The following is a 13,087-nucleotide window of genomic DNA, read 5'->3' as shown; positions in this document are numbered from 1 at the left end:
TACTGATTCTTTGGGAGTGTCATAAAACCTTCTTTAGTTTCCTGAACGAAGATCCATGAATTTCTGTGCCTCTTCCTTCGTGCTGACTGGTACATAATCTGCGAGTATTTCTTTCTTCGGGGCATTTCCGTCCAGTATGCTTACCATCTCTTCTACGGCAAGCTTGCACTCTTCCTCGCAGTAATCAACAACGGTTGCCGCCATTTTCCCGTCCATAACCGCCTGAAGTGCTTCAGCATCTCCGTCAATCCCGACAATCTTAATCTCTGTCCTATTTGCTGCCTGACACGCGTTTAACGCACCTAACGCCATCTGGTCGTTATGGGCTACGATCGCATCGATCTCTCCTGCCGGATATTTTGCCAGCCAGGCCTCTGTTACAGCCATCGCCTTATCCTTTGAGAATTCTCCTGACTGTGACTCTACAAGTTCAATGTCAGGATAGTTTTTCAATTCCTCTGCGATTCCCGCTCCTCTGTTAATCTGTGCCGTATGCCCGATAACGCCCTGAATTTCAAACAGCTTTCCTTTTTCATCTATCGCATCTGCAATCAGGTCCATTGCCATAATACCGGAGGACTTTACGTCTGTGCCTACGAATGTGGCGTAATCTTCGTTTTCCGTATAAGAGATAAACTCGACCAGAGGAATTCCGGCATTTTTACATGCCTCCACTGCGGATGAACTTCCTTCAAAGCTTAAGCAGTTCAGAAGAATACCGTCTACACCCTGTGCAATCATTGTATCGACGTCACTGAGCTGTTTTTCCACAGAATCCTCGCTGTCCACCATGACAAGTTCTACCTGGTCCATATCATCATCCAGTTTATTGAGTGCATTTACCATGTTTTTAATAAACTCATACTTCCAGGCCTGTGTGGATACACCGATCTTATACACCTTTCCACTGTCTGGCCCGTCCTCACTTTTACTGTCCGTACCTTTGTCATCCACGCTGTCATTTCCGGAATCCTTTGAATTTCCACATCCTGCCAGCATTGCCATAACCATTGCTGCACAAAGCAGCAGACTCAATAATCTCTTTTTCATAACACGGCTCTCCTTTTCTAATTCTTCTTTGTTTTCATGTCCAGTAACACTGCGACGGCAATAATGATACCCTTGATAATCTGCTGATAGTAGGACGACACTCCCATAAGAATCAGTCCGTTGTTGAGAACTCCGATTATCAGTGCGCCAATTATTGTTCCGCCTATCTTGCCAACACCGCCTGTCATACTTGTCCCGCCTACTATGACGGCCGTGATCGCATCCATCTCATACCCCGCTGCTGCAGTCGGCTGTCCGGATGTAATTCTCCCGGCGAGCACGATTCCTGCAATACCACACAGCAGCCCGTTTAGTACATAGGTACAGAATTTGACCCTCGCTGCATTAATTCCTGAAGCAATCGCAGCATTTTCATTCCCTCCCACAGCATATATATGGCGTCCGTATTTTGTTTTGTTCAAGACAATCCAGATCACAACAGCCACGATAAAAATAACAAGCACTGGTGTCGGGATACTTAAACCGCCTGTCTTATTCGGGTCCCAAAGATATCCGTTGCCGATCTTGATATAGGCAGCATTAGATATCGTATGCGGAACACCATCCGCAGCCAGAAGCGCAATGCCCTTTGCAATGGACATCGTCGACAGAGATGCAATGAATGGGGCAATCCGCATCTTAGCAACCAGAAGTCCTGTCCACATGCTCATTACTGCCGCAGCAATAATCCCGGATAACAGAGCCGGCAGCAGCAGATCCGGATATTTTTCCAGAATCATAGCTGACACCACTCCCGCAATTGCGGCCAGCGGCCCGATAGAAAGGTCGATTCCCCCGGTGATAATAACCAGTGTCATCCCGATTGCCAGAATGCCGTTCGTGGAGATCTGCCTGAAAACTCCTATAATATTGGACATTGTCAAAAATGTCGGGGAAGCAATCGCAAATGCGATACACATCAGGAGGAATATCCCCATTAAGGCATAGCTTCTGACATATAATGCAATATTCTCATTACTTAGTACCGATTTCTTATTCTTCATTGTTCACATACTCCTTCCCGCCCAAAGCACACGCAAGTATCTCATCCTGAGAATATTCACCATATCGGAATTCTCCTTTGATCCTGCCTTCTCCCATTACCATGATCCTGTCACTCATCCCCATCACTTCCGGAAGCTCCGAGGAAATCATAATAATCGCCATTCCTTGTTTTGCAAACTCACACATCAGAGAATGAATCTCTGCCTTTGCCCCGACATCAATTCCGCGGGTCGGCTCATCCAATACCAGAATTTTCGGGTTTTGTATCAGCCATTTGGAAAGCACAACCTTCTGCTGGTTGCCGCCGGACAGATTTCCCGCAAGCTGGTTCATACTGCTCATCTTTACTGATATCTTCCCTGCAATATCCTTACACTCTTTTTCTTCTTTCCGGCCGTCAAGAAACAGCTTTCCTGCAAACCTGTCCAGATTTGGCAGAGCTATATTTTCCCGGATCGACCTGCAAAGCACCAGTCCATACTCTTTCCTGTCCTCTGTCACCATCGCAATCCCCGCCTCGATTGCCTGATGGGGATTCTTGATATCCCGTGTCTTTCCGTCTACAATGATCTCACCGCTTTCATAGGGGTCCATACCGAATATGCTCTTAAATACCTCGCTTCTCCCTGCACCGACCAATCCGTAAAAACCAAGGATCTCTCCCTTTCTGACATGAAATGAAATATCAAAAAAACGCCGGGAATTAAAATGTTTCACTTCTAACACAGGTTCTTTAATCTCCACAGGTACTTTTGGAAAGATATTGGAAAGCTCACGTCCAACCATCATATGGATCAGGGTGTTTTTATCAATCTCACCCACTCTCTTTGTATCAATATATTTTCCGTCCCGCATGACAGTAACTGTGTCCGCGATCTCAAATATTTCTTCCATGCGGTGTGATATGTATACGATCGAAACCTGTTCCTTTTTTAACTCCAGAATCTTTTTGAAAAGAACTCTTATTTCATCATCTGTCAGTGAAGAGGTAGGTTCATCCATGACGATTAGCTTTGCCCCTGATGAAACAGCCTTCACAATTTCAATCATCTGCATCTTTGCAAGGGAAAGCCCCCTCATCTTTGCACCGGGCCTGATATCCAGCTCAAACTTCTTTAAAAGTACTTCAGCTTCCTCCTCCCCTTTCTTCCTGTCCACAAAAATGCCCTTTCCCCTTGTAAACTCTCTGCCAAGAAATATGTTCTCTGCCACTGTCATGTCTCTTACGGGATTCAATTCCTGATAGATCATTGCAATTCCTTTTTTCAGTGCCGAGGCCGGATTTTCCACATGGATCTCCTCTCCGTTGAACCAGATATGCCCCTTGTCAGGCGAGAGCAGCCCATTTAGTACTTTCATCAGCGTTGACTTGCCTGCACCGTTTTCTCCCATCAATGCATGAATCTCTCCTCTTTTCACGGTGATTGCGGCTTCATCCAGTGCCCTGACCCCGGGAAATGCCTTACAGATCCCTTCCATCTTTAATAGCTCTTCTTGCAAATTCTTCACCTCATTTTCCCTTCCTTTTCAATTTCTGCAAACGTTTACATATTTTGGTAAAAAATTTTGCTGGAAAACGTTTATGGAGTTGATCCCCCATAAACGTCCTCCGGCATCCCTTTCGCTTACCTCTTAAATCAGCCCAAAAGCAGGAAACCGTTATATCTTCTTTACACTTTGCCCCACTACAATAGACGGTCTTAAAAGTATCTGCTGCGGCACCCGCTTCTCCTCTTCCTTTTCCTCCAGACGCTTAAGAAGCAGTTCTCCTACCCGGCTGCCGATCAGATTCTCAGGCTGCCGTATCGTCGTGATACTCGGACTGATCAGCTGAGCTTTATCCTGTACATCAAAGCCGACAAGTGAGATGTCTTCGGGGATACGGAGTCCATATTCCCGAAGTGCTTTAATAGCCCCAAAGGTCATCTTTTCAGACGTTACATAAACAGAGGTAAACGGATGCTCCTCAATGTTCTGAATTAACTTTTCCATACACCTGAATCCGTCATTCTCCTTATAATTCCCATACTGTATCAAATGTTCGTCCACAGGCACCGCCCGTCTGTTGAGAGCGTTCAGATATCCTTCACGCCTTGCAAAACCAGTCGTCTCCTTCACGGAACCGATAATCGTGGCAATCCGCTCATGTCCCTGTTCGAACAGATAATCAACCGCCATGCTGCTGGCCTGCACATTATCAATCGTAACCGAGTCAATCCCCTGAAGTTCCGGTATATTATCTATAAAAATTACAGGAAGGCTGGGAAGGTACTTCTTCACATTACATCCTGAAAGATCTACTGTTGCAAACACCAGGGCATCTATTCTTTTCTGCTGCAGAAGTGACAGATATTTCTCTTCATTCTCTTTCTTCTCGTTTGTGTCGGCTACGATAATCGTATATCCCTTTGGTGAAACAATCTGGTCAATCCCTTTTATAATCTCCCCAAAAAATGCCTCGCAGATATCAGGAAGGATAACGGCTATAGTCTTGGTGGACTGAAGCTTCAAAGAACGTGCTACTTCGTTGGGAACATAATTATATTCTTCCAGTGCTTCAAGTACCCTTTTCCGGGTCTCTTCCTTCACATACTCTTTATTATTAACCGCCCTCGATACTGTCGCAACTGACATATTTAATTTCTGGGCGATATCCTTTAACGTGCTGGATTTCATAAGTTCCTCCTCTTGCAAACGTTTTCTGATAACGTTTACAATTTGAGATTAACACCTTTTATTTTATCTGTCAATACATATCCCCTTTAAGATTCTTTTTTGTAAAATATACACAAAATTGTCGTATTATTTTCTGTTATTTTTCTTTTACTTTTGTTATTATCTAATATTTGTATCTGCGACAGATGCACATCTGTAAATAGTAACGCCCCACATCAAGTATATGGGGCGCATACATTTATACACAACTTAACTATTAATTTCCTTTTGCAAGTCCTTTATCTCTTTCTCCGTTAAAATAGTCACTACCGCTTTAACCTGTTCCAAAGAAATCCCATTAGACAGCATCCTTTTTACAATCTCGATTTCATTTTCTTTAGCGGCTTTCTTAGCGGCCTTCTCTGCCGCCTCCGCAGCCACTTTTTTCCCATACTCAATCTTTTCTTCCTCAAATAATCTTGATACCTTTGTCATCATAATCCAATCCCTCATTTCCTTAGAATCTTCGTTATCTATCACCTTATCTGCAAATACCAGTATACCGGAAAGTATAAATACCTGCTCCTGTTCGTCCTCTACCTGCTTCGCCAGATCGAAGCAACGCCGGATACACGCTTCTTTCTCTTCCTTTCCCCGATGCGTCAGCGGGAGGATTATAAACTGCATCTGTTCCTCCGCCGTTAAAGGCTCGCCGCGGTTAAGCTTCTGTCTGATTCCGTCTTCTATCTGCACAGAATCCAGTTCCATCAGGAATGCTTCCTCCAGCTGAAACTGCAGGCAGCCGATATCCAGACATGGCCTTGTCTGCCCCGGATCTATGTCCGCCGTGTAAATCACGATCATCCTGATCCTGCGCATGATATTATCTTCTGTCATACTCCTTTTTAATGTACGGATAATGTAGTTGAGATACTTTATCTTATCCGCATCTGCATATGAACTCTCATAATCGACCAGCGCGAGTGAGCCATCCTCCAGTAAAAACAGGTTGTCCAGCCGCAGTTCGTTTGCCTCTATCACAGGCAGGTTTGTAGGAAGTACTTTTACAATCCGGGGCACCTTCACCCCATAGGCAGCAAATGACTTGTCTGAAAAATGTTCAGCCAGATACTTTGCCGCAATGTCTTTGTTCTGATACGCAACATGATTTTCTTCTGACATAAATGTCCTCCTTCTTTCTGGTAGATATGTCAGATGCCACGTTAGACGTACTCTTCTATTTTTATTATATACGCAGTTCCGTACTGTTTCAATCTAGTATTACCATACAAAAAGTCCAAAATTTTATATGATAACATAAAGCAGAGTACATTGTCTGGACACTGACCAGATCCACCTTATTTAATTTTTAGTTCATCAAAACTGGTAATTTCCGGCTGAACCGCCAAGGAAATCAGATTTATCTTCTACACCATGTAAAAAATAAGATTCAGACCTTAGAATTTTATGAATAAAACAGTCTGGGATTTTGATGTGAAGTCAGTATAGCACTGCCTGGTGTTTTATACAAGACAAAGTTTCCGCTATTGGATGCCCTGCATCAAATTGAAGCAGGGCCAACAGTGGAAATCAAGTTTTCACAATACCCTATTTAACAGCATATACTCTTATTCTGCGAAATGTTTCAAAGCAACTACCATCCTTCTGTTGTGTCTTTTTAATCATTTCTTCAACTACTTCTTGTCGAAAAGTATTTTTCAAATCATCTGGAAGATATTGTAAAAATGGAACAATGCTAGGCTGATCTATCCATTTTATCATTTCAGAAGAATCTGAAAAGAATCTGTCTCTATTTATTTCAGAAATTGAAGTATCAGAAAAGCCAATCGAAGAAACCAGATTTTCATATTCAGATAATGATGGCATATACCACGGCCACTCGAAATTTTCAAAATTTTGTGTATATCTTTCATCTTTTATTTTATTTTGAACAACCTCAAAAAAATTAGAACAATTACCAGAAGCTCCAAAGTCCCATAATATAACCCCATTCGTTTTTAATGCTTGATAAGCTTTTCTTAAAAGTTTATTATGGTCTTTTATCCAATGCAATGCAGCATTAGAAAAGATAATATCAAATTTATCTACAAAAGACAGATTGTTAATATCCATCTGTATAAACTCTAGATTGATTTTTTTAATTTCTTTCGCTGTTTCAATCATTCCTGTGGAAGCATCAATACCTATAACTTTTCCATTAGGCACAAATGATGATAATTGTTCTGTAAGGATACCATCTCCACAACCTAAATCTAAAATAGTTTCATCTCCTTTTAATGCTAACTGGGAAATCAATTCTTTTCCCCATTCTTTTTGATGTTTAGACGATTGCTTATATTTCTGACCATCAAATTCAAATATTTCCATAATACGTCCTCCTTGTTTTGATTGAATTATACTATTCGCAATGATATAATTCAAATATATGGTTTTTATATAATATATAAATCAAATTTATGGGAGAATATATGGATACATTTGATAATTTTTCTAAATATAAAATATTTCTTTCTGTTGCAGAGAATGGCAGTATCTCTAAATCTGCCAATCAACTATTTATATCCCAGCCTGCTATAAGCATTGCGATAAAAAAACTTGAAGATAATCTTAATACCACGCTATTTATAAGGAAATCAAAAGGTGTCGAATTGACAGAGAGTGGACGAATATTATATGACAGTGTAAAAAGGGCATTCAATATACTGTCAGATACAGAAAACAGCCTCAGATTCCCAGAAAGTACAGGACAATTACGAATTGCTTCCAGTAACGTATTATGTAAATATTTTTTAATTCCTTATCTTAAAGCATTCATCTATTCATATCCAAATACTGATGTTTCTATTACCTGCACTTCCTCAGCAGGAGCGTGTGCAATGCTTAATGAATGCAGCATAGATTTAGCTCTGGCAGCAAAGCCCGAAAATATAGGTGATGCCAATTACTATTCTCTGGGAAAAATTGAATATATATTTGTTTGTACTCCCTCATATTTTGTCAGATTGAATTGCAGGAATGATGAAATATTTGAATATGGAAACATCATGCTTCTTAATAAAGATAATATTTCCCGCAGGCATATCAACGCATATTATGCCCGAAATAATATATATCCATCTCACATTCTCGAAGCGAATGAAATGGACGTATTGATTGAATTTGCTAAAATGGGCATAGGAATATCCTGCGTTGTAAAACAATTTGTTATGTCTGAGTTAACATCTGGAATTCTAACAGAAATAAAACTGTCGAATCCAATCCTGCCTCGTGAAATAGGTTTTCTATACAACCGGTTAAAACCTTTTAATGATAATATCCGGAAATTTATAAACACAGGTATTAACAGCCTGGATGACGTTACCGGGTGCATCTGAAAGGAGTAAACCAGCCGGTTATTTTGTGAAAGATTTCCCATGCGTAGAATTGAAACTCTAAGACAAGTCTGCTATAATGGAGAAGTATTAAAAAGAGCCGTAAAACGGCAAGGAGGGTACATATATGAAAGTCATTGAAGGTTATATGCCGTATCTGGGGTACAAGACTTACTACCGCATCGTTGGGGAATGCAAAGGTAACAAGAAGCCGCTTGTTTTACTGCACGGCGGTCCTGGCTCCACACACAACTATTTTGAAGTACTGGACAGACTTGCTGAGGAAGGACGCGCTATCATCTCCTACGATCAGATCGGCTGCGGTAATTCTTACGTGGACGGACATCCGGAACTATGGTGCTCAAAGACATGGGACAATGAGCTGATCGAGCTGAGAAAGCATCTCGGACTGGACGAAGTGCATCTGTTAGGACAGTCATGGGGCGGAATGCTGGCAATTGAATACCTCTGCGATTACAAACCAGAAGGTGTTAAGTCCGTTATCCTTTCCAGTACACTTCCGGCTGCTGAGCTGTGGGCTCACGAGCAGCACCGTATGATTAAGTTCATGTCACAGGAAGATCAGGATGCGATCGCAAAGGCTGAAGAGACAGGTAATTTCGATGATCCTGCATATCTTGCTGCTAATGAGAGATTCATGCTGCTCCACTGTGCAGGTGAAGTGACAGAGGATTCTCCGGAATGCCTGCGCCGCCCGAAGAAATCCGGTACAGAAGCTTATGTTGCGGGATGGGGACCGAATGAGTACAACCCGACAGGAAGCCTCGGCGGATGGGAGTACCGTGATAAGATTGGCGATATCAAAGAACCTGCCCTGATCATCAACGGAACAAATGACCTTTGTACACCGTTTGTAGCAAAGACAATGTATGACCTGATCCCGAACTCCAAATGGGAGCTGTTTGACGGATGCAGACATATGTGCTTTGTAGAAGAAAATGATAAGTACTGCAAGCTCGTTAACGAATGGATGGAGAAGTACGACTAATCAGTGATCTGATTGGGACAGCTTTTCAAAAAAGAACGGGAACTTTCACCTAAGACTATATGGTGTAAAGTTCCCGTTTTTCTTTGTTTTTAGAATACCCGGTATTTATTCATTTAAACAAATACCGGATAACTTTCGGCCATGACCGTTACGCATTATGCCTGCATTTCATCTCTTACTTCTATGAAAGATTTTACAATGTAATCAATATCTTCCTTCGTATGAGACGCACATACCTGTGTCCTGATTCTTGCTTTTCCTTTCGGTACTACCGGATAGGAGAATGCTACTACATAGACTCCTTTTGCCATCATGCGGGACGCCATCTCGGTTGCCTTGCGCTCGTCATAGAGCATAATCGGCACGATCGGGTGTACTCCCGGGATAATGTCAAACCCAGCCTCTGTCAGCTTCTCACGGTAGTATGCAGTGACTTCTTCCAGATGATCTCTCAAAGAGGTATCCGCTTCAAGAATTTTGAAGACTTCCATACTTGCCTTTACGATCGCCGGTGCCAGAGTATTGGAGAAGAGGTACGGGCGGCTTCTCTGGCGGAGTAAGTCGATGATCTCTTTTCTTCCGCTTGTGTATCCGCCTGATGCCCCGCCTAATGCCTTGCCGAGCGTTCCCGTGATGATATCAACTTTATCTGTCACGCCGCAGTACTCTGCCGTCCCGCGTCCTGTCTTTCCGACGAAGCCTGCTGAGTGGCTGTCATCTACCATGACAAGTGCATGGTATTTCTCTGCTAATTCGCATACGCCTTTTAAGTCGGCAATGATGCCGTCCATTGAAAATACACCGTCTGTCGCAATCAGCTTGATTCTCGCGCCCGCTTCATCGGCTTCTTTCAGTTTTGCCTCCAGGTCTTCCATGTTGTTGTTTTTATAACGGAAACGTTTTGCCTTGCACAAACGTACCCCGTCGATAATGCTCGCATGGTTCAGCTCGTCACTGATGACCGCATCGTCCGCTGTCAGGATTGTCTCGAAGAGACCTCCGTTGGCATCAAAACAGGAGGAGTACAGTATCGTATCTTCCATTCCAAGGAAATTGCTGATTGTCTTTTCCAGCTGTAAATGGATGTCCTGTGTTCCGCAGATAAAACGTACGGATGACAGGCCGTAGCCTCTTTCGTCATATGCCTGCTTTGCAGCTTCGATAATCCTCGGGTCGTCGGCCAGTCCAAGATAGTTGTTGGCGCACATATTGATTACTTTTCTGCCGTCTTCCAGACTGATCTCTCTTCCCTGAGGTGAGCAGAGGGGAGTTTCATTCTTTAACAGACCGTCGTCTGTAATTCCTTTGATCTCGTTTCTGTAAATGTCTAATAAGCCGTTCTTCCATTGTTCCATTTCCAAAATCTCCCTCTTTTATTATCGTTCTTCGTGAATATGGGTCCAGTCCAGGACTACCTTGCCTGAATTGCCGCTGTTCATGGCTTCGAATCCTTTTTCGTAATCACGGATGTCGAATCTGTGTGTAATGATCTCGCTGATGTCAAGACCACTCTGGAGCATGGTCGTCATCTTATACCATGTCTCCCACATCTCTCTTCCGTAGATTCCTTTGATTGTCAGCCCGTTGAAAATGACCTTCTCCCAGTTGATGCGGGCATCTGCTTTCTGAAGTCCCAGAAGCGCAATCTTTCCGCCGTTCTTCATGTGGTTGACCATGTCATTGAAACCGGCCTGGTTTCCGGACATCTCAAGCCCTACATCAAAGCCCTCTTTCATACCGAGTTCATGCTCTACATCTTCCAGCTTTTCTTTCCCAATGTTCACAGTTCTGGTTGCACCAAGCTTTTTCGCAAGTTCCAGACGGTATTCGTTCATGTCGGTCACGACTACGTGTCTGGCTCCTACATGTCTGCTGATTGCTGCCGCCATACAGCCGATCGGTCCGGCTCCTGTGATTAACACATCTTCCCCGATCATGTTGAACGCCAGAGCAGTATGTACTGCGTTTCCGAGCGGGTCAAAGCAGGAATATAACTCTTCCTCAATGGATGAACTGCATCTCCATACATTCTTCGCCGGTATTACCAGATACTCGGCAAATGCTCCGTCGCGGTTCACGCCTACGCCCTGCGTGTTCCTGCACAGATGCGGCAGTCCTGCCAGACAGTTCCTGCACTTCCCGCATACGATATGGCCTTCCCCTGAGACCATCTCGCCGATCTTAAATCCTTCTACATTCTCCCCGATCTCAACGATCTCCCCGACATATTCATGTCCGGCCGTGAGACCGATCGGAATTGTGTTCTGTGCCCACTCGTTCCAATTATAAATGTGTACGTCGGTTCCACAGATTGAAGTCTTATGGATCTTAATCTTGACATCGTTCTTCCCTGTTGCGGGGATTTCCCGCTGTCTGAGCCACAGGCCCTGCTCCGCCTTTTCCTTGACCAGTGCCCACATCAGATTTCCATTTTGCTCCATTTGAAAAACACCTCTCTTTCTGCAAATTGCCTCTTTTATGAAAATACTCCGGCATCCTGCCGTTTATGTATCCCCTTCAGGCAGTCTTGCTACGCCCTATATTATATCACGAATCTTTTTCCCGTGAAAGACTTGATAAATGATTCTGTCCGCTTTCTATCCGCGGATTGGTTCGAATATTGGTTCCTCTTCCTCCAGTTCGATACATACCGCGTATTTTCTCCCGCGTTTCAGGTCAGCCGGGAGGTCTACCTCAACCATACTGTCTCCTTCGCAGATTTTTCTTGCACGGCATACAAGCTTCTGCCCATCTCTGACCAGATATGCACCCTTTACCCTGTTGGCAACATTGAGAAGTTCAATCCTCATCTGGGGCCTTAACACATGTACATAGAGTTTATGGTCCTTTCGGGTAAGCTGGGCCCATTCCAGATCGTACGGGTACAGATCGACACGTTTCGTGCCGAAAATGGCTTCTGCATTCTCCCTGACATATTTTCCTACTTCACTTAGAATCTCACAGGATCTTTCCGGCACCTTACCTGTCCCGTCCGGTCCGATATTCAGCAGATAGTTGCCGCCCCTGCTTACAATCTTTAAGAGGAGCCTCAGGATATCGTCCGGCTCTTTCCAGTTCTCGTCATCTTTGGTAAATCCCCATGTGTCATTCAATGTAGCCGGTACTTCCCAGTCACCTTCATATGGGAGCCTCGGAATAAAATTATCTCCGGTGGAAAGATATTCTCCCAGGCCGTTTCCGATTCTGCCACTGATAATACATGCAGGCTGGTATGATTTTACAAGTTCGATGAGCTCCCGGGATTCTTCCTCTTTCATATCCATAGGAGTATCAAACCAGAGTATCGAAATCTCCCCGTATTCTGTAAGCAGTTCCTTTAACTGGGGAATACACTTGTTGTCCATATACTTTCTGAAATTCTTATGACTGTTGTCTTTGCCGTATGCATATCCGTCCGGATCATCCCAATCCTGTGCCTGAGAATAATACAGACAGAACTTCATGCCGTATTTCCTGCATGCAAGCTGGAATTCTTTTAAGACATCCTTTCCGTACGGTGAAGCTTTCACAACATTGTAATCACTGCATTTGGAATCCCACATGGCGAATCCTTCATGATGTTTTGACGTGAACACCAGATACTGCATTCCCCATTCTTCCTTCGCACGCCTTACAATATCTTCAGCCGAGAAATTCTCCCCGCGAAACGACTTCGCAAGCTCCCTGTACTCTTCTGCCGGAATGTCAAGATAATTCATGATCCATTCCGCAATATGCTCTGTCTTCTGCCCTTTGTGCTCCCCTCCCAGAAGGGAATACAGTCCCCAGTGTATGAACAGGCCGTATTTTGCATCTTTAAACCATTTCTGCCTCGTGTCTTTCATGCTTTCTTCCTTTCTCTTCCTTTCACCACTTTCTGCCCGCCTTACTCCGGTTTTACATGTCCGGGCGGCGCTCCTAACTTGTCATACCGGTTGAGTGGTCCAACCAATTGTTCTATAAAGTTATCATACTC

At 43.6% G+C, this 13,087-nt stretch carries 10 protein-coding genes and 1 pseudogene; 2 read left to right on the top strand and 9 right to left on the bottom strand.

Annotated features, from left to right (window positions below):
- Positions 1-33: 33 nt before the first annotated feature.
- The 6 genes from ABIN22_RS06990 to ABIN22_RS06965 form a co-directional block, all read right to left on the bottom strand.
- Positions 34-1,050, bottom strand: coding sequence for a substrate-binding domain-containing protein (locus tag ABIN22_RS06990; protein WP_109731642.1), 1,017 nt, complete (start codon positions 1,048-1,050; stop codon positions 34-36).
- A gap of 17 nt (positions 1,051-1,067) precedes the next feature.
- On the bottom strand, positions 1,068-2,054 hold the full coding sequence (locus ABIN22_RS06985; protein WP_207657862.1) for an ABC transporter permease: 987 nt from the start codon (positions 2,052-2,054) through the stop codon (positions 1,068-1,070).
- Positions 2,044-3,564 carry a sugar ABC transporter ATP-binding protein gene (locus ABIN22_RS06980; protein ID WP_243099315.1) on the bottom strand — a complete coding sequence of 507 codons (1,521 nt, stop codon included), beginning with the start codon at positions 3,562-3,564 and terminating at the stop codon, positions 2,044-2,046. Before ABIN22_RS06980 ends, ABIN22_RS06985 begins: the two co-directional genes overlap by 11 nt.
- 150 nt (positions 3,565-3,714) lie before the next feature.
- The gene (locus ABIN22_RS06975) at positions 3,715-4,731 is read right to left on the bottom strand and encodes a LacI family DNA-binding transcriptional regulator (RefSeq protein WP_109731641.1); all 1,017 of its coding nucleotides are present in this window, start codon (positions 4,729-4,731) and stop codon (positions 3,715-3,717) included.
- Between the two features lie 249 nt (positions 4,732-4,980).
- Positions 4,981-5,892 (bottom strand): hypothetical protein, encoded by a 912-nt coding sequence (locus tag ABIN22_RS06970; RefSeq protein ID WP_346907556.1) that lies wholly within the window; start codon positions 5,890-5,892, stop codon positions 4,981-4,983.
- A gap of 426 nt (positions 5,893-6,318) precedes the next feature.
- Positions 6,319-7,098, bottom strand: a complete 780-nt coding sequence (locus ABIN22_RS06965; protein WP_346907554.1) for a class I SAM-dependent methyltransferase — start codon at positions 7,096-7,098, stop codon at positions 6,319-6,321.
- 101 nt (positions 7,099-7,199) lie between these two features.
- Between ABIN22_RS06965 and ABIN22_RS06960 the strand changes: the two genes are divergently transcribed.
- Together ABIN22_RS06960 and pepI are read left to right on the top strand one after the other, a co-directional pair.
- Positions 7,200-8,105, top strand: coding sequence for a LysR family transcriptional regulator (locus tag ABIN22_RS06960; protein ID WP_346907552.1), 906 nt, complete (start codon positions 7,200-7,202; stop codon positions 8,103-8,105).
- 124 nt (positions 8,106-8,229) lie between these two features.
- Entirely contained in the window at positions 8,230-9,111 is an 882-nt protein-coding gene (gene pepI, locus ABIN22_RS06955) for a proline iminopeptidase (RefSeq protein ID WP_346907550.1), read from the top strand.
- A gap of 155 nt (positions 9,112-9,266) precedes the next feature.
- Here the strand turns inward: pepI and ABIN22_RS06950 are convergent, their stop codons facing one another.
- The 3 genes and pseudogenes from ABIN22_RS06950 to ABIN22_RS06940 all read right to left on the bottom strand — a co-directional run.
- On the bottom strand, positions 9,267-10,466 hold the full coding sequence (locus ABIN22_RS06950) for a glycine C-acetyltransferase (RefSeq protein ID WP_109731636.1): 1,200 nt from the start codon (positions 10,464-10,466) through the stop codon (positions 9,267-9,269).
- Positions 10,467-10,487: 21 nt separating this feature from the next.
- Entirely contained in the window at positions 10,488-11,552 is a 1,065-nt protein-coding gene (gene tdh / locus ABIN22_RS06945; protein ID WP_118620736.1) for an L-threonine 3-dehydrogenase, read from the bottom strand.
- Between the two features lie 156 nt (positions 11,553-11,708).
- Positions 11,709-12,962: pseudogene (locus ABIN22_RS06940) on the bottom strand (alpha-L-fucosidase); the annotation flags it as partial.
- Between the last annotated feature and the right edge of the window lie 125 nt (positions 12,963-13,087).

It is taken from the genome of Faecalicatena orotica (assembly GCF_905197545.1).
Taxonomy (GTDB): domain Bacteria; phylum Bacillota; class Clostridia; order Lachnospirales; family Lachnospiraceae; genus Faecalicatena_A; species Faecalicatena_A orotica.
This window is presented reverse-complemented; position numbering and strand designations above follow the sequence as displayed.

Bases quoted from the DNA above. Each gene is read 5' to 3' on its own strand.
- tdh (WP_118620736.1), bottom strand. From the start codon at position 11,552: ATGGAGCAAAATGGAAATCTGATGTGGGCACTGGTCAAGGAAAAGGCG.
- ABIN22_RS06965 (WP_346907554.1), bottom strand. From the start codon at position 7,098: ATGGAAATATTTGAATTTGATGGTCAGAAATATAAGCAATCGTCTAAA.
- ABIN22_RS06975 (WP_109731641.1), bottom strand. From the start codon at position 4,731: ATGAAATCCAGCACGTTAAAGGATATCGCCCAGAAATTAAATATGTCA.
- ABIN22_RS06970 (WP_346907556.1), bottom strand. From the start codon at position 5,892: ATGTCAGAAGAAAATCATGTTGCGTATCAGAACAAAGACATTGCGGCA.
- ABIN22_RS06985 (WP_207657862.1), bottom strand. From the start codon at position 2,054: ATGAAGAATAAGAAATCGGTACTAAGTAATGAGAATATTGCATTATAT.
- pepI (WP_346907550.1), top strand. From the start codon at position 8,230: ATGAAAGTCATTGAAGGTTATATGCCGTATCTGGGGTACAAGACTTAC.
- ABIN22_RS06990 (WP_109731642.1), bottom strand. From the start codon at position 1,050: ATGAAAAAGAGATTATTGAGTCTGCTGCTTTGTGCAGCAATGGTTATG.
- ABIN22_RS06950 (WP_109731636.1), bottom strand. From the start codon at position 10,466: ATGGAACAATGGAAGAACGGCTTATTAGACATTTACAGAAACGAGATC.
- ABIN22_RS06960 (WP_346907552.1), top strand. From the start codon at position 7,200: ATGGATACATTTGATAATTTTTCTAAATATAAAATATTTCTTTCTGTT.